This is a genomic window from Nostoc sp. FACHB-892, assembly GCF_014698795.1.
Classification (GTDB): Bacteria; Cyanobacteriota; Cyanobacteriia; order Cyanobacteriales; family Nostocaceae; genus Nostoc.
Genome location: NZ_JACJTR010000009.1, coordinates 25,029 through 48,370 on the forward strand (window position 1 = coordinate 25,029; position 23,342 = coordinate 48,370).

Here is a 23,342-nt window from a genome sequence, read left to right on the forward strand (position 1 = left end):
CCGGTTGGTGAGCGTTCGCGTAGCGTCTCGTAGAGAAGTCGAACCACATCTCCCTCATCCCCCTACCGCCCCGAACACACCTTAACCGCATCAGGACGGCTAATCAAATAACTCGTAAGCCAACTGCAACCCTGTGCTAATAAATCATCAAGATTCAGATTCCACAATTTGATCGTGTTGTCAGCACTGGTGGAAGCTAAAGTTTTGCCATCCGGGCTGAAGACGACGCTGTTGACCCAATTGCTATGCCCTCTGAGAGTGGTAATTTCTTTACGCGTGTCCAGATTCCACAATTTGATCGTGTTGTCACGACTGGCGGAAGCTAAAGTTTTGCCATCCGGGCTGAAGACGACGCTGTAGACCCAATTGCTATGCTCACTCAGGGTAGTAATTTCTTTGCGCGTGTCCAGATTCCACAATTTGATCGTGTTGTCAGCACTGGCGGAAGCTAAAGTTTTGCCATCCGGGCTGAAGACGACGCTGCTGACATAATTGCTATGCCCACTCAGAGTGGTAATTTCTTTGCGCGTGTCCAGATTCCACAATTTGATCGTGTTGTCAGCACTGGCGGAAGCTAAAGTTTTGCCATCCGGGCTGAAGACGACACTTCTGACCCAACTACTATGCCCACTCAGAGTGGTAATTTCTTTGCCTGTGTCCAGATTCCACAATTTGATCGTGTTGTCAGAACTGGCGGAAGCTAAAGTTTTGCCATCCGGGCTGAAGACGACGCTGCTGACATAATTGCTATGCCCACTCAGGGTAGTAATTTCTTTGCGCGTGTCCAGATTCCACAATTTGATCGTGTTGTCAGAACTGGCGGAAGCTAAAGTTTTGCCATCCGGGCTGAAGACGACGCTTCTGACCGGAGCGCTATGCCCACTCAGGGTAGTAATTTCTTTGCGCGTGTCCAGATTCCACAATTTGATTGTGTTGTCAGCACTGGCGGAAGCTAAAGTTTTGCCATCCGGGCTGAAGACGACACTTCTGACCCAACTACTATGCCCACTCAGGGTAGTAATTTCTTTGCGCGTGTCCAGATTCCACAATTTGATCGTGTTGTCAGCACTGGCGGAAGCTAAAGTTTTGCCATCCGGGCTGAAGACGACGCTGATGACCGGAGCGCTATGCTCACTCAGGGTAGTAATTTCTTTGCGCGTGTCCAGATTCCACAATTTGATCGTGTTGTCAGCACTGGCGGAAGCTAAAGTTTTGCCATCCGGGCTGAAGACGACGCTGATGACCGAATCGCTATGCCCCCTGAGAGTGGTAATTTCTTTGCCTGTGTCCATATTCCACAATTTGATCGTGTTGTCACCACTGGCGGAAGCTAAAGTTTTGCCATCCGGGCTGAAGACGACACTTCTGACCCAACTGCTATGCCCACTCAGGGTAGTAATTTCTTTGCGCGTGTCCAGATTCCACAATTTGATCGTGTTGTCAACACTGGCGGAAGCTAAAGTTTTGCCATCCGGGCTGAAGACGACACTTCTGACCCAACTGCTATGCCCACTCAGAGTGGTAATTTCTTTGCCTGTGTCCCGATTCCACAATTTGATCGTGTTGTCATCACTGGCGGAAGCTAAAGTTTTGCCATCCGGGCTGAAGACGACGCTGTTGACATCATTGCTATGCCCTCTAAGAGTGGTAATTTCTTTGCCTGTGTCCAGATTCCACAATTTGATCGTGTTGTCAAGACTTGCGGAAGCTAAAGTTTTGCCATCCGGGCTGAAGACGACGCTGTAGACCTCTTCGCTATGCCCTTCCAGACGATTTTGTTCACGAATATTAGTACTAGATAGAATTCTCTGTAAACTAAACAAAGGGCTGTATGCTGGATAGTCTGCTAAAGATTGTTTATCCTTAACCAGACTTTTTAATGTTCCTGCCGTTTCCATTGCTAATAGCAGAGCATCAAATTCTCTGGAAGCCTCGAACAGCTGCAACGTATTTGTTACGCCTTGTTCCAATTGCGTAGCTATGAGGGCATTATTAAGGGCTACTTCTGCCTCTGCCTTTGCAATTTCTGCTGTTTTCAAATCTCGTTGTGCTTGCTGTTGCTGTTGCTGTGCCTTGTTTAGTCCCTTCAAAGCATTTTTACGGGCAATGTCTGCTACTTTCAGGTCACTTTGAGCTTTTCCTGCTTGTTTTTGTGCCAGCTGTTTTTCTATCGTTGCTTTCTTCGCATCTTCCTCAGCAAACTTCGCCTTCTTTGTTGCAGCTTTAAACTGCTGATTAGCTTTTCCCAAGTTAGCTTTTACAGAAATTAAATTCTTGTTTGCTTGTTTCTCTCTGGCTTCTGCTGCTTTCTGTCTTGCTTCTGTATTTTTTGCCTGCTGCGATATCCTCTCGTTTTTTTGACGCTGGGCTTCGGCTTCTGTCTTAGCTGTTTTTAAATCTGTTTTGGCATAATTAGCTTGTTGAATACTCTGTTGTGCAAATATTCCCGAAGCAATTGCCCCCACCAGAGCAAAACCCAGCACCACAGAACCGATGCTAATGCGCTGATTAGCTTTGCGGTTTGCTTCTGCTAATACCAGCTTTGCCTGTTCTTCTGCTTCGAGTTGCTTCTGTACATTACGCTTTTCCAAATCTTGGCTAGCAGCTAAAAACTGATAGTCCAAATCGCTTAAACTTTTACCAACTGCCCACACTTGGGCACTCTGCAAAGTATTACCCCGCAGCAAACGCGACTCATCTTGCTTTTCCGACTCAACCCAAGCGTTTAGTGCATCAGAATAAGGACGCAAGTTTGCTAAAATTTTGTCGCACCATTCCTGTTTAAACACCTCTGCATAAATCCGGTTATAAATTCGCAGCTTCCCCTCCCGCTTCACCACCAATCCCGTCAGCCGCAATTCCGTTTGTTCAGAACTATCATCAGTTGCTATCTCTCCCTGCTGTAAAATCTGCTGATACAACCCCAACAATCGCCCAGTCCTCTGTTCCCCACTCTGCAAAATTCTGTCTCGAATCGTCTTCAAATGCTCCGGCTCATCTTGCGTCTCCCAATTCTCAATAATTCCCTCACGTACCAACTCTTCCACCCAGTCCGCATCCCCTAGTCCCCAATTCCTAGTCTCCAGTCCCCCCTGCACCAGCAACTTACAAACTTTTTGCGTTAAAAACGGCTGTCCTCCCGTCCAGTGCAGCACCACTTGCATGAACTCTTGAGAATCACCCAGTTCTACCAATCCCTGTGCCAAGGGTTGCGCTTCTTGGAGTTGAAAGCCAGTTAAATCAATTGCCCGTCCAATATTAAAAGGTGTCCGGCGTTTATCTTGAATCAAATCTGAGGGCGTAGATACGCCAATCAAAGCAAAGGTGAGGCGATTATATTCAGGATGGTCTGCTCGTCGGTTGTAGCAATCGCGGATAACTGCAAAAAAGTCATCTAAGTTGAATGAAAGACTCAGAATGCTGTCAATTTCATCAATAAAAATAACAATCTTTTCAGTAATTGTTTTTAGTAAAACCGTTTCAATAAATTTGCTCAAATGCTGCACTGGTGAAAGCAAAGCGTTATCAGTCCACCAAGTATCTAAATCAAAAGTTGTATAAATATTCAAACTTCCCACCAGAGTATCAATCACCCCGGCATACCACTGTTCTGGGGTAATATCTGCCGTCCCAATAGCTGTAATATCAACAACAGCACAAGCAAATCCCTCTTTTTGCAACTGCTGCATTACCCGCACCCGCAAGCTAGATTTCCCCATCTGCCGGGAATTGAGTACATAACAAAAATCCCCAGCCTTCAAGCCTTCATAGAGGTCACGGTCAGCTTGCCGTCTAACATAAGTTGGTGCATTTTGAGGCAGACTACCACCGACTTGATATTGGTACTGGGTCATAAACAATTAAAAATTAAAAATTAAAAATTATGAAATACAACGTGAGTTTTACAAACCTCCCCCTTCCCCAACTTGAACTTTAGTTAAAGTCTTTCCCTCTCCGAATCGGAGAGGGACGGTTTTACGTAGTAAAACCAGGGAGAGGTCATAATTACAAGATTACGAATTACGAATTAATTGAGCTATGTGTTTTAACACTTTCAAAACAATATATATGTCATCACGACTATCTAAAGCAAACAAATCAGATAGAGCGTATTGTGGAGTTTCAGTTTTTAGCAGTTTGATAAATCTAAATTCATTACCATTGGTGACAAACCCAAAAACAGGTTTTGCCGAAGTTGCATCTGCCAACATATAAGCCAATGCTTGTGGAATTGCTGGCACTAAGGAGTAATCTGCTCGTTTTGCCTCAATAACGAGAACCCAAAGTGGAGGATGGAACACTAAGATGTCAATACGTCCTCTGATAATGATGCCTTCGTCTTCAGAAGAAATTCTGACCTCTTGTTCTGAGGCGATGTAGAAAGGCGGTTGATAAAAACCTGCTAGGCGCAATAGTGGAGATAGCACTACCATTTTGACTACAGGTTCTAAAATAGGATATTTCGATAGATGCAAATATTCTGTCTTGACTTCGTTGAGAGATTGCTTTTCTAAATCACTCAACTCAGGTAAATCTTGCTGCCACTCTGAAAAAAAAAGTTCGTCGTCTGCAAGGTGTAGACCAAATTCATCGATGAGTTGGGCTAGGGTGATATCTCTTCCTTGAATAACTTGAACCATTGTTAAACCTTTTTGTTAAATGGTAATTGCAGATGAAAGTATTTCAGGTCTTCCTGATGTACTTTTTTAATTTTTAATTCCCAAGCGATCGCAAAAATATTGACGATACAATTCACACAGTGGCACTACTTGATTACCTTGAAACTTAACTAACCCCATACTGCGGAGTTTAAACGCTTCAGTTGTGCCTACATCCACAGCGCGATTTGCCATCATCGCTTGTTTGACGGCAGCTAGCAATTCTGCATCCTCTTGCAAGTTCAGCCAATGGCGGCGTAAATGGTCACTGTAAGGACCTTCTTCAGTTGCCGCGATTTTTTGCAGATTTTCCAGCGTCATCCTACCACGGGCAATTTCATAAAGCGCTACCCGCACTAAATAAGGATGACCACCGACGAGTGTCATTAATTCTTCAATTTGTGATTCAGGCCAATTGAGTCCGTGACGCTGTACTAAGTCTTGTACTTGTATTTGATTTAAGTCTGGTAATTCAATGGGTAAGCCTACATTAAAAGGCGACTGATTAATATTGAGCGGGATATAAACTTCCTTAGAATGCACAATCACCAACCGGAGATTTTTCCAAATTGTTTCATTCTTTGACCGTTCATGCCAAGCTCGTAGTAATCCAAAGAAATCAGCAGCAATTTTGGGATGCTTGAAGACTTCATCAACTTCATCTAAACCCAAAGCTATGGGGCTATTAATCGCGGGTAATAAATACCGTTGAAAGTAATTTGTACATTTATTCTTGCTACCTAAAACACCTTTCCAATACTCGTCTAGCTTCTCTGGTAGATTCAATTCGTAAGTAATGCTGGCGCAGAACCACTGCAAAAACTGATCTAAATTAGCGAGAAATTCTGCATCGGCTGACTGGAAATTTACAGGTGCTGTCTGATAGTTATGTTGATTAGCATGATGGAGAACCCGCGACATGAGCGAAGTTTTGCCCATCTGCCGGGGAGCTTTGATGCGAATTAAAGCTCCTGGTTGAAGAATCGCTTGATAACAGTCTACCTCAATAGGCGATCGCTCGACATAGAAAGCAGAGTTGAGAGATACCTGCCCTTCTGGATTTTCTAAGGAGACTGCTGGTTGTATCTCGTTATCGGGAATAGTTTCCTTAGCAGAGATAGCAGCTTGCGGATTGTTCCGACTTTTCAGCACTGGGGTAGAAGACTCTGGAATACTTTCTAAATCAATGGCGCTACAGCCAAACTCATAAGCATCCTCATAAGACCTATCAGCACCCAGTGCATCATAAAAGCCTACCGCAAATTTAATTGCCGCCCTGTCACCAATTGCCCGATTCATCCCAACTACGCAGTTAATGTGTTGGTGAATGGACTCAGCTTGTACCTCGCTATAACAGGCATTTAATAATACACACTCAATTTTGTCTTTAAATAACTTAAATAGCCTTGCCAGTGACTCTGTACTCACCAGCTGCATTTGCCCTGTATTATTTTCCAAGGCTAAACCTTGATTTCCTCCACCATGTCCAGAAAAATGGATGATATGAGGATTATGATCTAAAAGCGCACGCCGCAAATCGTCAGGACGCACCGCCCATTTAGTAATCAGTTCAAACTTATCTCGGCTGCGAGAGCGTTGCAAGCCGTCCTGAATTTCCCTTACTTCCTCGTCCAAGCGAAGTTTATCTGTCGTTGTGGGATTAGCTGACACAATCAGGATTTTTTTCACAGCGCTATCAACTATTGAATGCAGGCTTCTGGCTTAGATGTAGTTTACTACAGCAAGTAACTAGACAATTACTGATAGTGCATTACCGTTAATGAGCCTTTGATACTCGCCAACGAGTCTTTAATACTCGTGAATAAGTCTTTGATACTCGCCAACGAGTCTTTAATACTCGTGAATGAGTCTTTGATACTCGCCAACGAGTCTTTAATACTCGTGAATAAGTCTTTGATACTCGCCAACGAGTCTTTAATACTCGTGAATGAGTCTTTGATACTCGCCGCCGAGTTTTTAATACTCGTGAATGAGTCTTTGATACTCGCCGACGAGTCTTTGATACTCATGAAAATGATAAGAATTTTCACAAGCCTGTGGAATACATATAATTGTAGGAGCACAATATATTGTGCCCCTACGCGTGTAATCTATTCACTTGAAAACCGTTATAATCTTTAGCCAGATGCGACCTAATTAATCTTAATCTCCGGTTTTTTCTTGGCAACTTGCGTTTAAATCAAAACTTTGACATTCTGTAGCTTCCAGTAATTGCCTAACCGTATCACTAGGTTGACAACTCATCAAAGTTGCCCCCATTGCAGCCAACATCACAACAGTGCCTAGCCCCAACACAGTAATTCGTTTTTTAAGTTTGATTGTACTGACTAAAGTATTTATCCCAGTGGCACTACCAACAACCTCAATTGCCTTAAGTGCTTCTAAAGCGATAGCCGCATTAGCATAGCGACGTTTTCGATTGCGTTCCACCATTTTCATCAACCACCGCCGGAAACGCGGACTGATGTGAGGAACTAATTGCTGAAAATTAAAGCGATAGTTATCATCAATTAATTTCCCAATTTCAACAGAACGGGTATTAGTAAGTAAGCAAATCAGTGTTGCTCCTAAACTATATAAATCTGATGCCTCAGTCAGGGAATGACCAAACTGTTCCTCCGGTGGCATAAAACCTGGAGTTCCTGCTACAAAACTACTCAGAGCTAGTTTTGCACCTTGTATCCTAGCCAAACCAAAATCAACCAGATAAGCATTTAGTTGTTTATCAACCAAAATATTTGCTGGTTTAATATCCCGATGAATAATTGGCGGAATTTGCTTTTGTAGATAAACCAAAATCTCTAAAATTGACAAAGCAATTTGCTTAATTTCTTCTGGATTAAAGCTGCTCGTCAAGCCTAAAGATGGGGCATTCTTATATTCCTGCACCAGATAAAAAGCCCCTGGTATTTCAAAAGAATCTACATAGCGAGGAATGCGAGGATGATTTAGTTGCTGCAAAATTTCGATTTCGCGCTGATATGCTTTTACACCTGATAAATCAGCATCCGCACGAGCAAAGCAAAACTCTTTAATCACCACTTGTTGCTTAGAGTTGAGGACATTAGCTAAATAAGTAATGCGTCCCCCTTCTCGGTTGCGTCCTAGTTCGCTGATAATTTGATAGCCTTGTTTGGAAAAATCTGGATGGTGATTTAAGGGAATTGCCCTTTTATATTCATTACGCACATCAAGCTCCATTACAAACCATACGAGTTTGATTCTGTCAAGGTGCAATTCAAAAAATTAATACCCATTCATCCAGATTGTTAGTCCCATTTCTACCCTGCATGGGCCAAGGCGCATCAGCAGAAAGTGCCTTTGCATTTGCGTCTTGGCGGGAAATAGTTAACTTTGGGCTAGCCAATCGACAATCTGGGCATTAACAACATCCGGAACCTCATCGTGGGGACAATGACCGGCATTGGGAATGGGAACAATTTTGATTTCTTTGCCATTCTCACGCGCCTTTTCGTAAATCTTTGCCCCGGTAATTGGTGTCCAAGGATCGTCAGCACCCCAAATTACTAATAGAGGACGTTCTACTTTGGGCAAAAGTTCCTCTGGACTAGGTCCAGGAGGGGCTGTGAGAATAGATGCGAAAACTTGCTGCGCTCCTGGGTCGCAAGAAGGAGTATAAAGTAAATCGACTAATTCATCGGTGACGGCTTCACGCTTTTTGTAAACTTGGTAGAGAGTACGGCGAATTTGGGCTTTTTGGCGGATGCGGTTATAGACAAATTTACCTGTAATTGGCGATCGCACAAAGCGATTAAAAGTTGACATCACAATCCGTAGCGGCGGGTTCAATTCGTGGGGACGATGGCTCAAACCACCCGCAGAGTTAATTAAAATACCACCAGCAGCAATTTCTGGATGTTCTACCAGTACAATTAAGCTTAAAAGTGCGCCAATGGAGTTGCCAATAAATACAGCAGGTTCGTGTATGTGTGCTGTGCAGAAATCTTTCAGCAGTTCCACCCAAACTTCCACAGTGTAATCAATCGGCGCTTTATCGGAACCGCCAAAACCTAAAAGGTCTATAGCAAACACTTGGTAGCCAGCATTAGCTAAAACTGGGATATTTTTGCGCCAGTGTCCAATGGAAGCACCGAAGCCGTGAACCAGTACCAAAGGTCGTCCTGTGCCCATGACAGTGTACTGGATTTTGTAGCCCTGCCAAGTCCAAAAGAATTTTTCAAAGGCATCTTGAGTTGCAAGCGGCTGTGTCGTTACAGTCATTATGAAGATTAATAAAGTCTTTCTTAAATATACTAATGTTCTCTGACCGCAAAGAGTCTGAAGAAAATGCCATAGTCTTTACCCCATAACCTACTTTGAATTGGAGTGCAATAAAGCTGACACCATTGATAATGAAGGTAGACTTATCTTCATAAATTTTTATGTTCTTAACTTGGTTAGACAGCAACTCTTGGTTACTGGAAATCGGCGGAAAACGAATACTGATTGACCCTTGGCTGGTTGGTTCGTTAATTTTCAGCAACTTGGATTGGCTATTTAAAGGGTCGCGATCGCAAAACCGTCCAATACCAGATAATATTGATTTGATCTTGCTATCTCAGGGTTTAGAAGACCATGCTCACCCGCCAACGCTTAAGCTGCTCGACCACAGCATCAAGGTTGTAGCTTCTCCCAATGCAGCCAAGGTAGTACAGCAATTAGGTTACACCCAGGTAACAGTATTGCCTCATGGTGAAACTTTCACTTTAAATAATCAAGTTGAAATCAAGGCTTTCCCCGGTTCGTCCATTGGCCCTACTCTGGTGGAAAATAGTTATCTCCTCAAAGAATTGGAGAGTGGTTTAACCCTATACTATGAGCCTCATGGGGAGCATTCTCCACAACTTCAGCAAGCTGCACCCATCGATGTAGTGATTACACCGTTTATTGACATGACGTTGCCTTTGCTTGGGCCAATTATTAAAGGAAACAATAGTGCCTTAAAAGTAGTAAAGTCTTTACAGCCTCAAGTAATATTACCGACTGCGGCTGGTGGGGATGTGGCGTTTGAGGGATTGTTGATGAAACTCATTCAGACTAAAGGAAGTGCTGAAGAATTTCGTTCGTTACTAGAGAAAAACAATCTTTCGACGCGGGTACTTGAGCCAAAACCAGGCGATCGCTTTGAACTACCATTAGAAAAGCGAGCATTAGCAATCTAAGTTGCACCTAGCCCTAGCGATTACAAATCAAAGTTTTCAACCCGCGCAGCCGGGTTTCGTCTGTGTAGCCACGATTTCTAGTCGCCAGGGCTAATTTTATTCCATAGCTGAATTATTTTGCATATTATACACTTCTCTAATCGGAAAAGGAATTTGAATTCCTGCTTCCTGATAGCGTTTGTGTAATTTTTTGACAAATAGATGTTTCCCAATACGCTGATCAAAGTATTCATTTACGCGCATATAAAGCGTAAAATCTATACTAAAATCATTGAAAGTATGGAATCTAATATATGGTTCAATTTCTTTTAATTCCGGTGCAATTTCTTGCATGACTTCTTTGGCAACTTCTACAGTCACTTTTTCCACTTGTTCCAAGTCGCTATCATAACTTACACCCACATCCATTGTTAAAGTAATTTCCTTTGCGGGTAAATGATAGTTTGTAAAAATTGCAGAAGACAATTTAGAATTGGGAACAATGACTACATTATTGGAAATTTCTTTAATTGTCGTATTTCGCCAAGAAATATCTATAACATATCCTTCTTGCCCCGCGTCTAATTTTACATAGTCTCCGGTTCTAACTTGTTTAGAAATAACTAAGTAAAAGCCAGAAAATAAATTCGCAAGTGTGTCTTGAAGTGCCAAACCAACTGCTAGTCCACCAATACCTAAAGTCGTGACTATTGGCGTAATTTGAACACCCAGCGTTTGCAATATGATTAATGTTCCTAAAACTAAAACAGTAATCTTAGCAAGGTTAGAAATTAGTGATGTGGGAACACCTTCTGTTCTGCGAATAAATAAATTAACAAAACCAGCAGCCAATCTTGATAAAACTAGGGTTACTGAATACAGCAATGCGATCGTCAGAACTTTTTGCAGCACGATCGCAATATCTGGCTTGAGAGGAGAACTTAGAATTGCCCAAAAAAAACCGGCAATGACAAACCAAATAAATGTCATTCGGTGCAGGGAATGAAATATAATATTACCCCCGGCAATTCGTTTATTATTAACGAATGTTTCCAGTTTTTTGAAGATAACTTTTTCACCAATTATTCCAGCCAGTAAGCCAGCTAGAATAAATCCAATAGGTGTAATCCATTCAATCATATGAATTTTAAATTTGGAATTTTAGATTTAGGATAACAGCATTTTTGCTGTGATTATGGCTAAATTTTACCTTGTTATTTGTCGGATTAGCTGCTTGAGATTTTCTGGATTATGGACTTGCCAATTGTTTACCACCCAGATTACATTGCTCCTTTACCTGAAGGACATCGCTTCCCGATGTCTAAGTTCCGAAAACTCTACGAATTGCTGTTAGCTGATGGTGTGGCTAATCAAGGACAATTTCACACTCCCGAACGTCCGCCTTTAGAATTGATAGAGTTAGTCCATACCCCAAACTACGTTAAAGCTTACTGTGAAGGAACCCTAGATCCCAAAGCACAGCGTCGCATTGGTTTGCCTTGGAGTCCAGCATTAGCGAATCGTACCTGTGTAGCGGTAGGTGGTACAATACTCACTGCGAAACTAGCACTAAATCAAGGTTTAGCTTGTAATACTGCTGGTGGAACTCATCATGCCTTTCCTAATTATGGGTCTGGTTTTTGTATTTTCAACGATTTAGCGATCGCCTGTCGCGTTTTACAAAAAATTGGACTCGTCCAAAAAATCCTAATTGTAGATTTGGATGTACATCAAGGAGACGGTACCGCTTTTATATTCCAAGACGACGACAGCGTTTTTACTTTCTCCATGCACTGCGAAGTCAATTTTCCCGGTACTAAACAAAACAGCGATTTGGATGTCCCTTTGCCAGTGGGAATGGAGGATGATGCTTATTTACAAACTTTGGCGAATTACTTAGCAGATTTATTATCTAAAGTCAAGCCAGATTTAGTATTTTATGATGCTGGGGTTGACCCTCATATAGGCGATCGCTTGGGCAAATTAGCCTTAACTGATGCTGGCATTTTCCGCCGAGAAATGCAGGTTTTAAGTACCTGTATGAGTAGTGGTTATCCTGTCGCTTGCGTCATTGGTGGCGGTTATGCTGATGATATGAAATCTTTAGTTTGGCGACACTCTCTATTGCATCGGGCCGCTAGCGAAGTTTACCATCAATATAAACTTTGATGTAGCCGCTTAGTTAAGCAATTTTTCCTTCTATTTCTTCTCTCTCTGTGTCGCGCCAGTTGCTACAACGGGGGGAACCCCCACAACGCACTGGCTTCTCTGCGTCTCTGCGGTTAATTAAAAAAATGACTTTGACAAACAGCACTAGCCTTAACTGAATCGTATTGAGTTCTAAAATATAAAAACCTTGTGTGCAAAGGCAGTACTGGATGAACAACGGCAAACTCAGAATATACGAACTAGCAAAAGAATTAACTTTCGATAGCAAAAAGCTATTATTAATTTGCGAAAAGCTCAAAATTGTAGTCAAAAGCCATACCAGTACAATCTCAGAATCCGATGCAGAACGTATTCGTCTAGCAGTAAGTAAACTAACAGCAAAATCGTCAAAAACTAAAACAAACTCTGAAGATTGGGGCTATATGTTTATAGCTTCAGCAATTGATAGTTTTATCCGCCATCTTGAAGGTGAAAGCGCTCTTAAATCATATCCCGAATTTAGGGAGCGGCGCGATCGCGCCAATAAGTTAATGTTGGAATGTGTTGGTCAAAAGCCTTCTCTATTTTATGTGCGTCGCAAAGGCGCAGGGAAAGAGGCAAGAGAAGAAATTTGGGATTTAACAATAGCAACAGATAGCGATGATTTTCAATTACCTGCAAGGCTTGAGAAGCTGAGAAAAACATTAGGATTTAGAGCAGCTGTACCAAGAGATGGACGCGACGGGATAAAAATCCTTTCGGTTCAGTTGTTACAACCCTCACGGGGACACGCCGATAGCTATGCTATACCTTGTCGCTTGCGTCTCTTACCTAATCATCAGCATCATCTCGACATTCCACCCGCAACATTAAAACGCATCGCAGCCGCGCCAGTTTGTGGCGAAAATGTGCCTACAGAAGAACAACTCAAAGCCTGGAAAGCATTTTTGCAGATTGAAGAAAAAATTGCTAAAGCACGTCAATTTTGCGTGCGTTATGTAAGTCATAACTATAACTTCAAAAGACGGATTAGTTTTGAAATTGATGTAGCTTCAGCTACTCTGGACGGCTTCTATCAAAATTATCTCGATGTGGAAAACTTTTGGGAACGAGCAAGACGCACAAAAAACGAAGATTTAAAACTTTTCGAAACTGCTCCCGTCGGCAAAAATTGGATTAGTGGCCGTCAATTAGGGACTGTTGAAGAAGTTGACCCCAACCGTTGTATTATCAGCCTTAGACTAGAACGGGACTTAGCTGAATTTATGGCAACAGAGCGTTATAAGTTGCCAGATACAGGATTTTTATGTTTTGAAGCAGTTGGTGATATTCAGCAGATTCAGCGCAAGAAAAAAGCTTTAGATGATTTGAATAATGGCTACACCCAAAATCCATATTTGGGCAACTTTTTATTCGATGCTTCCCAAGCTAGACAAATCAAAACAACTGTTGAACTTCAAGCACAAGATTTATTGTTATCTTCTGCTAATCCTGGCCAGAAAGCAGCAGTAGAAAAGGTACTTGCCGCTAAGGATCTTGTTCTCATTCAAGGGCCACCAGGTACTGGTAAAACTACCGTAATTGCCGAGATTTGTTATCAAATTGCGCTTCGAGGTGGACGAACTCTAATTGCTTCTCAAGCGAATTTAGCAGTAGATAACGCCCTAAGTAGATTAGTTCACAACCCAGTAATTCGTGCCGTACGTAAGGGTAGAGCCGAAAAAGTTGGTGAGGAAGGACAGCCATTTTTAGAAGATCAAGTGATTGGTAGATGGCTAGAAAATACAGCAAATGACTGCGAAAGCAATCTTACTCAACGGCTCGAAAATATAACAGTTTTCAGTCAATTGCTGGCATCATCAGAAAGATTCACAACCTACTTCCAAACAGAAGAAGAATTCAATCAGCAACAAAGTAAATTCAATAAAAATAAATTAAAAATCGAGGCTAACTTTAAAGATCAAGAAAAATATTATAATGAAGCTGTAGAAAAGCAGAACAATGTTGAATCTTTAATTGTAGGTCTGGAAAATATACTAAACACTGCACCAAATATTAACTGGGAAGCTCCAGAAGTTGCAGATTTTTTACCGCTTCTTAAGCCATACACAGAAGGTAACAGTTTAGTAGAAGAATTTTTAGCAAATGTTCGTCAAACCATAAAATATACTAATGAGCTTGGCTTTGTACGTCCGGCGCTTGGTGCTTTTGGTTTAGCGGTTTGGTTGCGTGAAACTGTAGCAACAGAAATTTCTGGATTTAAAACTGCTTTGGCTCATGCTCAAGAAGCAAGTGAAGCCATTTTAAAACTTGCAGCATCAGTAGAGGTTGTCAAACAAAATTTCGCATCCTTAAATCAGGTACAACCAGATTATCAGAAATATATTGCCAAGCTGCAAAACCTCCAGCAAACAATCCAGATATGGGAAAACCGTAAACGGGAAATTGATTATATTATTTCAGCAGTAAAAGAATGGAAATCTACAGCACCTTCTCATCTTTATCAAACTTTAAAAGATTGTCAGCAATCAGGTTTACCACTAACAGATAATTTAGTGGACTTACCGCTAGGTTTGTTGATGTTTGCTAATACATTAAAATTACCAATAGTACCAAAAGTTTACAAAATTAACCTACCAGAATGGGAATTATTGACAAAGGCAATCGCTTATGAAATAGACGGAGGTTTTACTGATAGGCAGGGTAAACAGCATAACTTTAGCTATTTTTTACAACAAAATTTTAGTCAGATTCCAATGGTGTTATCAAAGAGCGATCGCACCCAATGGCAAGAAACCTATCAGCAGTTTAATAATTATCAACTACTCAACCCTAAACAGCGAAAATTACTGGTTGAAAATACCCAGGTTTTCTTAATTAGAATGCAACGGACTTATGGTGCATCATGGGAATGGAATAATATTGATTCTACCCTCACTAAAATTACACAAGAATTGCTAGATACTATTCTTGTAAATGCCCGTCAATGCGTTTTAAAAGTAAAAACCGAAACTGAACAACAGCTTCAGCATCTGCAACGCCAATTAAATGAACTTCAGAAAAATGAAATCAGCCAACAGCAAATATCCATTACTCAAGCTGAGGTAGAAAAAGCACAGCAAGACGCTAATTTGCAACTTGGACGAATTATTAATATTTTACAAGAACTTAATAAACAAAATATACCTGCTCTATTACGAATTATAATTGATAAATATCTCGCAACACAATCAAATATTTGGGAGCAACCACAAGAATTTTCCAGTCAAGTGAATTCTTGGAGAACTTGCATCAGTCAGCTTGAAACTTTAATTTCTTCATTAGAACCTTTTGCTGTGTTGGAGATGATTAAAACTTCTCTATATGAGCATTTATCAAAGCTACAAGAAGAAACTGAAACTTCTCTACAGCAGGTTAAAAAATTACAAACTAACTTACGTGAAATTGAACAAAAATTACAACCGCAGCCATCAGAAAGTTTAATTGAACAAAGAAATTGGTGGTTGAAAGAATGGCAAAAAATTCCGGATAAATTTAAGCCAGAAAATTCGGCTGCTGACTTGTTTAATATAGATTTATTACGCGGCATCAATATTAAGTTTGAATCTTGGCAACAGCAACTCCAAAAAGACGAAATTTATCTCAATAGATATCAGAATTTTGTACAAGATTGGATTGAGAAATTAAGAAAGCCAACTGAAGGCGATGGCGACGATTTAAGACGCATATATTTAGATAATGCCAACGTTGTTGGTATCACCTGTGTTCAAGCTGCAAATAGAGGTTTTTCGGAAGAATTCAAATCTTTTGATGTTGTCATCATTGATGAAGTTAGTAAGTGTACTCCACCAGAGTTATTAATCCCGGCTTTGAAAGGCAAAAAGTTAGTCATGGTAGGCGATCATCGGCAATTACCACCCATGCTTGATACTAGTACTTTAGAAGAAGTTGCTCAAACAATTGGGAATACACGAGACGAACTACAGTTTTTAGAAGAATCACTATTTAAAAGTCAGTTTGAATCTGCTGATGAAAGCATCAAACAAATGCTAACTACCCAATATCGAATGCACCCATTTATTATGGGAGCAATCAATCAGTTTTATGACGGTAAACTAGAATCTGGTATTTTGGAGCCGGACACAAAGCGCGCACATCATTTAGCAGGCGAAATCATCCAAGAATCTCAGCATCTTATTTGGGTAAAAACGCCCATAGAGAATCAGTTTTTAGAGCAACGAAACGGAACTTCTTACTTTAATACTCCAGAAATCGATGCGATTGAACGTCTGTGTCAGCAGTTCGAGACTACTTGGGCTTCTAAAGTTGCTAATGGTGAACCAAAAAAAGAAATTGCTGTAATTACCTTTTATGGTGCTCAACTAAGAAAAATTGATGAACGCCTGCAATCTGAAATTTTCCCTTCATTAGAGATTCGTACTGGGACAGTAGACAGATTTCAAGGTATGGAACGACCTGTTGTAATTGTTAGTATGGTTCGTAACAATAGTAAAGGAGATGTGGGATTTGCTAAGAAACCAGAGCGGGTAAACGTTGCATTTTCTCGCGCTCAAGAACTGCTGATAATTGTGGGTTGTCATAGTTTATTTACCCATCAATCAGGTAAAGTCGGAAGTATGTATTCTGAAGTTTCAAATACTGTCAGTATTCATGGAGGTTTCGTTGATGTTTCTCGCCTCTTCAGCTCAACCTAGTTACGAATCGACGGATGCAAAAAACCTAAATTTGATAAACCGTAATTTAGCTTCAATTTTACCAGAGGGTCAATTAGAGGTGCGATCGCCTGGTGTTGTGACTCGCACCGATCCAAAATTAGAATTAGTCTTTACAATTCAAAATTTACAAACTCTATTTGGCGTAGGGGCAAAATTTAATATCAATGAATACACCATTGTTTTAGATGTTCCAGGATTAGCTCAATCTAGGGCAAAGTGGCAGAAACAGAAACTCCGCTTCAATTATAAGGTCAAGCGATCGCAGGCGCAGGGGTAGAAGCCATACAACCAGCTCAGGGAACTCGGCATTTTTCTGCTCCCAAAGATGCTGGAGTCTATTATTTAGAAGGCTTGCCACAGGGTAAATACAATCTCCAAATCACTGATAAATCTGTTGTTAGCTTGAGATTGGAAGAGTCTTCTAAACCATTCCAAGAGCTTAATTTGCAACAGCCGTCAATTCCCTAAAGGGAAACACGGTACAATCCGAAGGAACTTTTATTGGGGAGCAACGCAGATTAAGGATGGAAGCAAATTTTCTGACGGCTGTTTTTCTACCCCTAGCTCTATTTATTATCATGTTAGGCATGGGGTTAACCTTGACCCTAGAGGACTTCAAGCGAGTTGTAATCTATCCCAAAGCGGTGGTGATTGGCTTGGTAGCGCAGTTGATCATGTTGCCGATTGTGGGCTTTGGCATAGCGTCGGTGTTTCCCCTTAGCCCACAATTAGCAGTAGGTGTGATGATTTTAGCAGCCTGTCCCGGTGGCCCTACTTCTAATATGATTACGTTTTTGGCTGCGGGTGATGTCGCTCTTTCTGTGACGCTAACAGCTATTAGTAGTTTAATTACGATTTTTACGATTCCTCTGGTAATAAATTTTTCAATGCAGAGATTTTTGGGGGAAGGAACAACGTTACAGTTACCTTTTTTAAGTACTGTTTTGCAGATTGCAGTGATTACACTCCTACCAGTAGCAATTGGAATGATAGCCAAGCGGTATGCACCCGGATTGGCAGAGAAGGCAGATAAAGCTGTGAAGTGGCTGTCTTTATTTTTCCTGGCGGTGGTAATTACTGGAGTGCTGCTGCGAGAACGGAATAATTTTATTTCTTATGTAATACATGTGGGATGGGCAACTCTGGTTTTGAATGTGGTTGCAATGGCTTTAGGTTTTGCGATCGCTACCTTAACCCGATTAGGAGAAAAAAGCGTTACGGCAATTACAATAGAAGTAGGAATTCAAAATGGCACTCTGGCGATCGCGATCGCTTCCAACCCTACCCTGCTGAATACTCCCACAATGGCAATTCCTGGGGCAATTTATAGTCTGCTAATGTTTGTAACTGGTGCTGGATTTGCTTGGTGGGCTAGTCGTCGCCAAAGCTTGTTAAAAGCATAAAGGTATTTTGCCTCATGGGTTATAAGTATAGGATTTACCCAAAATATCTCTCAAACTCTAATTTCTCCGTGTCGCGCCAGTTGCTACAAGTCGGGGAACCGCAAGGGCGTACTGGCTTCTCTGCACCTCTATGGTTCCTTATTCCGTAACTTTTGCGTAAGTCCTAAAGTATTTGTACAAATTAAATTATCCCATTTTATTGCGTTGATGTTTCTCGCCTCTTCTGCTAAACCAATTGATGACAATCTCAAGAATGTTGTAGACGAAATAGAAGCGCAAAGCCCTACCTTATCAGTTCTGGCAGCACGTCAATTTCGCTATAGCTTGCGTCAAACCCCGATAGAAGTAAATATCAAAGAACCCCGCCAGTTTAACGTACTCGAAGAATTTATTATCCGCGCTGCTATTGAATTTCAACCTCCACCAACAGAGGATGAATTAGCCTCAGTACTTGGACTTGATTCTGTATTTATTAAAACTACTACTACAACTCTTCGTTCCTTACAAACTTTATCAGCAACATCGCCGCTTACAGTTACTCCTGAAGGTCGCTCATTTTATGAAAAAGGGTCTGTCCCACAGCCGCCATATCCTATACAAATTAATGCTATTACAGACCCTTTGAGCGATAAGATAACCTTTCAATCTGAATCTTTAAATGAAACAACGATAAATTTACCTGACTTGGCAGACTTTATTGCTGTTGATCGTACAATTGCTGATATTGCTTCCTTTCCCCTTGAGGAAATCCAAAAAAGTATTCAAGCTTCAGGTTTAGCACTTCATGTCCCAGAAGAGGGAAAAATCGTAACTTCCTATAGGGTGCTAGCTTCGACTCAAAAATTTTGGAGAAAGATATCGCTTTTCGTTATCTTTGATGCTCTTGAAGATAAATTGAGTATCCAAATAAGAAATGGAAAGCAAATTTTAGAGTCAGCATCAAATTGCTTGCAAGTGTTACACACTGAAGGTAAAATATCTTTGCAAACATTATGTAAATTCTCAATCGAAACCATCAATTTTGAGAGTCAAGCCATTCTCAAACAGAAAAATACTGAAATAGAAGCTAGACTCGAAAAGATTCGCCAAAAGGCGCTAGAAGCTGCTACAAAAGCTACCGATGAGGGAGATAACTATAAAGCTTTAGGTGAAGCCGTACAGTTACGCGATGGACAAATTAGCCTAGCTTTCTCAGAAGTTTTAAATTCGGCTAAAAGTCAGGTTTTAATTTATTCTCCTTGGGTTAATCAGGCAGTTGTCAATGAAAAATTCCTAAATTTATTACAGAAATTAGCTAATCGCGGAGTTCGGATTTTAATTGGACATGGAATTGCGCGGCGACAAGAAGATGAAGATAAACCAATTCCACCAGAAGTAGAGAAAAAACTTCGAGCGATTAAAACGCCTGATGGTTTACCATCTGTACAGGTTTTTTGGTTGGAAGATTCCCATGTTAAAGAAGTAATAGTTGATAAACAAATCCATCTTTGCGGATCTCATAACTGGTTATCCTATCGCGGCGATTATCTACCACGAGGTGAGTCAGTTTATAAAGTTACAATTCCAAATCAAGTTCAGGAAGCTTATGAATTCCTTGCTAATCGCTTCCAAAATCATGCTCAAAAATTATGGATAAATGCTCTAGAAAACCGTAATTCTCAACTGGCTGTAGAGTCTTTATGCGTGTGGGGTGCGCTAGGTATGGAAGAGATTGCACTCAAAGAGATAGAGAAAAATAATTGGTTGGAACTTCTGCCTGTATGGTTGAATGTAGCACTACAGGGATTAAAATCGAAAAATTTGTCAGGGGAATCAAAAAGTTTTAAAACTGCACTTTCGTTGCTGAGTCAAGTTTCTATTGAAGAAGCTTTTATTGAGGAATTGCAACAGGGCTGGCGTAAAGTTATCGGCGCGATCGCAATTAACAATCTCAAAACTGCTTTAAACTTACTTAATGATGAAGTATGGGCGCAGTTTCTACGTCTCAATATTGCCAAAAAGAGCGATTCACCTGATAATTTTATCTCGCAAAATACATGACTCAGTAGCAGAAGCCTTCAATATTACACTCAAGGCTTTGACTATAGACTTATTTAAGTTATTTTAAGTTATCTCTTCATGTGACCTTGTTATTATGTAAGTATGAATAACAAGGTCATGAGAGAAGAGATAACTATAGAAAAAATATGATGGTGCTAGCATCATATTTGCTAGATAATATAGTATTGATACTATAGTGGTATGCACGCAAAGCGGATATATATCTTTAGATAGATATTTCTTTTTTCAATTAGTATGAAATGTCTAATAAGAAATTTACAGAACTAAGTGTCTTTGGTCTAGGCTAACTGTACTAAAACGACTGAATTTGAACAACATTTTTATCTATTTGTACAGTGCAAAAGACAAGGGGAAAGAAGTTTACTGTTGCCTGTTGCCCGCTCCCTCTTCCCTCCGAACAGACTCGGTAAATCATAAATTAGGCTATTCTTCATACTTCGGTAGTAATAATTACCGAGAGATAGCTAATAAATCTGTCATCCTGATTTGGCGTGAGTTTGCAATTCAATGATTCTTAACCTTTGATTGACTTAAAGGTAGATCCAGAGATTCGTCTAATTAGATACAATTTATAAGCAGAGAGAGCCGAAGGAGAACAAGGTGGTCTTATTAAAAGGCTTTGAGATTGAGATGTATACTGGCACGCCTCAAGGTGAAATCGTCGGTCTCTCCGACAGAATTGTTGCCGCTTTGGATGGATTTATGCGGGAGCCAGATAGCCGCAACGTCGAGTACATAACCCAACCATCCCATAATTACGAGAATTTATTGTGTGCCTTGCTGCGTCCCCGGCGAGAATTGCGAAACTATCTCAATCGCTTGGGCGATTACACCCTAATACCGGGGAGTACTTTATCTTTAGGTGGGGGCGATCGCTTTTTGCGTTCCGATCCAGCAAACCCCTATCATGACTACATTGAGAATACCTACGGTACGAAAGTAGTAACCGCAAGTGTACATATCAATGTAGGCATCAGCGACCCAGAAGTATTAATGCGAGCATGTCGGGTGATCCGTATGGAAGCACCTCTATTTCTCGCCCTCAGCGCCTCATCTCCCTTCCTGGATGGTAAAGCTACTGGCTATCACTCTACCCGTTGGGGCGTATTTCCACAAACGCCTAGCCATGTGCCATTATTTGCCAGCCACGCCGATCATATTCAGTGGGTGGAAGATCAACTCGTTGCAGGAACCATGCAAAACGTGCGGCATCTATGGGCATCTGTGCGGCCAAATGGCGATCGCCGTCCATACGATCTAAATCGGCTAGAATTGCGAATTTGCGATTTAGTCACAGATCCTATTGCCTTGCTAGCGATTACTGCTTTATTAGAAGCGCGTTTGTTGCAAATAATCGAAAATCCCAGCATCGATCCGTTAACCCAAAGTATTTTCTCTGGCGAAGAACTTGTAACCCTGACTGCTGAAAACGAAGCTGCTGCTGCTGCTGGTAGTCTTGATGCTCATTTGCGGCATTGGCAAGATGGCAGAAGCATCCTAGCCAGAGATTGGATTTCTGAAATGTACCAAGATGTTTGGGCGATCGCTAAACAACGAGGCTTTGGCTGTTTCCTTTCCCCTTTGCAAAAAATCCTCCGCGAAGGGAATGAAGCTCAACAGTGGTTGCAATTACACGCAGTCGGTTTTGACAGCCAGCGCGTCATCACTCAGGCTATTATTGCCACCCAAGAGCGCGAAATGGAACTTGAAGACAAATTATGCTCCTCTCTGCTGGCTTAACTCGAGGGGCATTGGGTATTGGGCATCAGGCATTGGGCAAGGGCAAAGAGTTGTTTCAAGTTCTCACCTCTTGTCCCCTTGTCCCCCCTGCCTCCCCTGCCTCCCCTGCTCCCTGATCTCCCCCCCAGGGTGGTTTTATACAAGCAGAGAAAAACTAAAACTGCGTTTCAAAGCCTCTCTCCGTTTCGGGGAGAGGAATGGAAGTGGGGTAAAAAGCCACGCCACAAAACGAGAAATCAAGACTTATGTATTTTTCTTTTTTCGTATGAAACCACCCTGCTGCTCCCTGATCTCCCCCCACTCCTCACTCCCCACTCCCTAATCCCTGCCTCATCTACTGTCTTCAGACAAATGGTAGATTCTCTTAGATACACTACCAGGACTAAAAAGCACAACACTTACTTTTTCTACATAAAACTTAATATTTCTAAATTTTAGCCAAATATCCTCTCAGGCATTGCTCTGGGAGGGTTTACGTTTCGTTTTAAAAATCTAATCGCTGGAGGATGCTTGGTTATTATTAATAAAACCTATGAATAGCCTCTACCCTTTGGTAGATTTAACATAGACAATAAATTGTTTTATACAATACCTAGCTTATACGGACAATGCCTCAGGTAGTTTTAGTTAACCCACAAATTCCTCCAAATACAGGTAATATTGCCCGTACTTGTGCGGCTACGGGTACAGAGTTGCATTTGGTGGGACCTTTAGGATTTGAAATTAGCGATCGCTACCTCAAAAGGGCTGGCTTAGATTACTGGTCTTACGTCAAGCTGCACTATCACGAATCGCTAGAAGCCTTTAAAACCGTACATCAGGAGCGTGGAGGCAGATGCTTAGGTTTTACTGTCCGTGGCAATTCTAATTATGTTAGCTTTCAGTTTCAACCTGATGATTGGCTGCTGTTTGGTAGTGAAACTACCGGCTTACCACCAGCAATTCTGTCAGATTGCGATGCTACTTTGTATATTCCCATGAGCCAACCAGGGGTTCGCAGCTTGAACTTGTCAGTCAGTGTAGCAATTAGCTTATTTGAAACCCGTCGTCAGTTAGGCTATTTACAATAGTTGTTTACCTATATGTTTGTAAGTAAATATACTTATAATATTTCCAGGCATCTATTAGACGAATGATTTGTGGCAGCAAAAATTTTCTTTATTACTGCAATAATATGTAAAACAAGATACCTAAAATTGGGCTTTTTTCTAAATTGTAGTGGAAGATACTTACAAGGAGAGTAAGGTTAGTATAAGAAATTTGTATATAAAACTTGGGATATCGCCAAATTTGAATGATAGATTTTGATGAATTTGAAACATCCTAAGTTGAGGAACAAAAAGGCTAAACTCCAGTCATCTGGGATATTTCAGCCATTTTAGTTCAGGCAACTCTAGAAAGAAGTTCCAAAGT

General features: G+C 41.2%; 15 protein-coding genes. 8 read left to right on the forward strand and 7 right to left on the reverse strand.

Features of this window, described 5'->3' with window-relative positions; genetic code table 11:
* Positions 1-62 precede the first annotated feature (62 nt).
* The 6 genes from H6G96_RS14220 to H6G96_RS14245 all read right to left on the reverse strand — a co-directional run bounded on the left by H6G96_RS14220 (position 63) and on the right by H6G96_RS14245 (position 8,921).
* Positions 63-3,854 (reverse strand): AAA-like domain-containing protein, encoded by a 3,792-nt coding sequence (locus H6G96_RS14220; protein WP_190912064.1) that lies wholly within the window; start codon positions 3,852-3,854, stop codon positions 63-65.
* Positions 3,855-4,013: 159 nt separating this feature from the next.
* Positions 4,014-4,640 carry a type I restriction endonuclease gene (locus tag H6G96_RS14225; protein WP_190912065.1) on the reverse strand — a complete coding sequence of 209 codons (627 nt, stop codon included), beginning with the start codon at positions 4,638-4,640 and terminating at the stop codon, positions 4,014-4,016.
* 66 nt (positions 4,641-4,706) lie between these two features.
* The gene (locus H6G96_RS14230) at positions 4,707-6,347 is read right to left on the reverse strand and encodes an AAA-like domain-containing protein (protein ID WP_190912066.1); all 1,641 of its coding nucleotides are present in this window, start codon (positions 6,345-6,347) and stop codon (positions 4,707-4,709) included.
* A 68-nt stretch (positions 6,348-6,415) separates the two neighbouring features.
* Entirely contained in the window at positions 6,416-6,688 is a 273-nt protein-coding gene (locus tag H6G96_RS14235) for a hypothetical protein (RefSeq protein WP_190912067.1), read from the reverse strand.
* A 133-nt stretch (positions 6,689-6,821) separates the two neighbouring features.
* Positions 6,822-7,880 carry a serine/threonine-protein kinase gene (locus H6G96_RS14240; protein ID WP_190912068.1) on the reverse strand — a complete coding sequence of 353 codons (1,059 nt, stop codon included), beginning with the start codon at positions 7,878-7,880 and terminating at the stop codon, positions 6,822-6,824.
* Positions 7,881-8,027: 147 nt separating this feature from the next.
* The gene (locus H6G96_RS14245) at positions 8,028-8,921 is read right to left on the reverse strand and encodes an alpha/beta fold hydrolase (RefSeq protein WP_190912069.1); all 894 of its coding nucleotides are present in this window, start codon (positions 8,919-8,921) and stop codon (positions 8,028-8,030) included.
* 161 nt (positions 8,922-9,082) lie between these two features.
* On the opposite strand from H6G96_RS14245, the gene H6G96_RS14250 reads away from it, so the two are divergent.
* Complete coding sequence (locus H6G96_RS14250) at positions 9,083-9,862, forward strand: MBL fold metallo-hydrolase (protein WP_190912070.1); 780 nt, start codon at positions 9,083-9,085, stop codon at positions 9,860-9,862.
* 96 nt (positions 9,863-9,958) lie between these two features.
* On the opposite strand, the gene H6G96_RS14255 is transcribed toward H6G96_RS14250, so the two are convergent.
* Entirely contained in the window at positions 9,959-10,981 is a 1,023-nt protein-coding gene (locus H6G96_RS14255; RefSeq protein WP_190912071.1) for a mechanosensitive ion channel family protein, read from the reverse strand.
* A gap of 111 nt (positions 10,982-11,092) precedes the next feature.
* Here H6G96_RS14255 and H6G96_RS14260 point away from each other — a divergent pair, with 111 nt between their 5' ends.
* The 7 genes from H6G96_RS14260 (at position 11,093) to H6G96_RS14290 (ending at position 22,999) form a co-directional block, all read left to right on the forward strand.
* On the forward strand, positions 11,093-12,010 hold the full coding sequence (locus H6G96_RS14260; RefSeq protein WP_190912072.1) for a histone deacetylase: 918 nt from the start codon (positions 11,093-11,095) through the stop codon (positions 12,008-12,010).
* Positions 12,011-12,219: 209 nt separating this feature from the next.
* Complete coding sequence (locus H6G96_RS14265; protein ID WP_190912073.1) at positions 12,220-16,704, forward strand: translation initiation factor IF-2 N-terminal domain-containing protein; 4,485 nt, start codon at positions 12,220-12,222, stop codon at positions 16,702-16,704.
* Positions 16,676-17,002, forward strand: coding sequence for a hypothetical protein (locus tag H6G96_RS14270; protein WP_190912074.1), 327 nt, complete (start codon positions 16,676-16,678; stop codon positions 17,000-17,002). The genes H6G96_RS14265 and H6G96_RS14270 overlap by 29 nt, the downstream gene beginning before the upstream one ends.
* 247 nt (positions 17,003-17,249) lie before the next feature.
* Positions 17,250-18,128: a bile acid:sodium symporter family protein gene (locus H6G96_RS14275; RefSeq protein WP_190912075.1), complete on the forward strand. Its 879-nt coding sequence runs from the start codon at positions 17,250-17,252 to the stop codon at positions 18,126-18,128.
* 207 nt (positions 18,129-18,335) lie between these two features.
* Positions 18,336-20,168 carry a phospholipase D-like domain-containing protein gene (locus H6G96_RS14280; protein ID WP_190912076.1) on the forward strand — a complete coding sequence of 611 codons (1,833 nt, stop codon included), beginning with the start codon at positions 18,336-18,338 and terminating at the stop codon, positions 20,166-20,168.
* Positions 20,169-20,789: 621 nt separating this feature from the next.
* On the forward strand, positions 20,790-21,929 hold the full coding sequence (gshA, locus tag H6G96_RS14285) for a glutamate--cysteine ligase (protein ID WP_190912077.1): 1,140 nt from the start codon (positions 20,790-20,792) through the stop codon (positions 21,927-21,929).
* Between the two features lie 608 nt (positions 21,930-22,537).
* Positions 22,538-22,999, forward strand: a complete 462-nt coding sequence (locus tag H6G96_RS14290; protein ID WP_190912078.1) for a tRNA (cytidine(34)-2'-O)-methyltransferase — start codon at positions 22,538-22,540, stop codon at positions 22,997-22,999.
* Positions 23,000-23,342 lie beyond the last annotated feature (343 nt).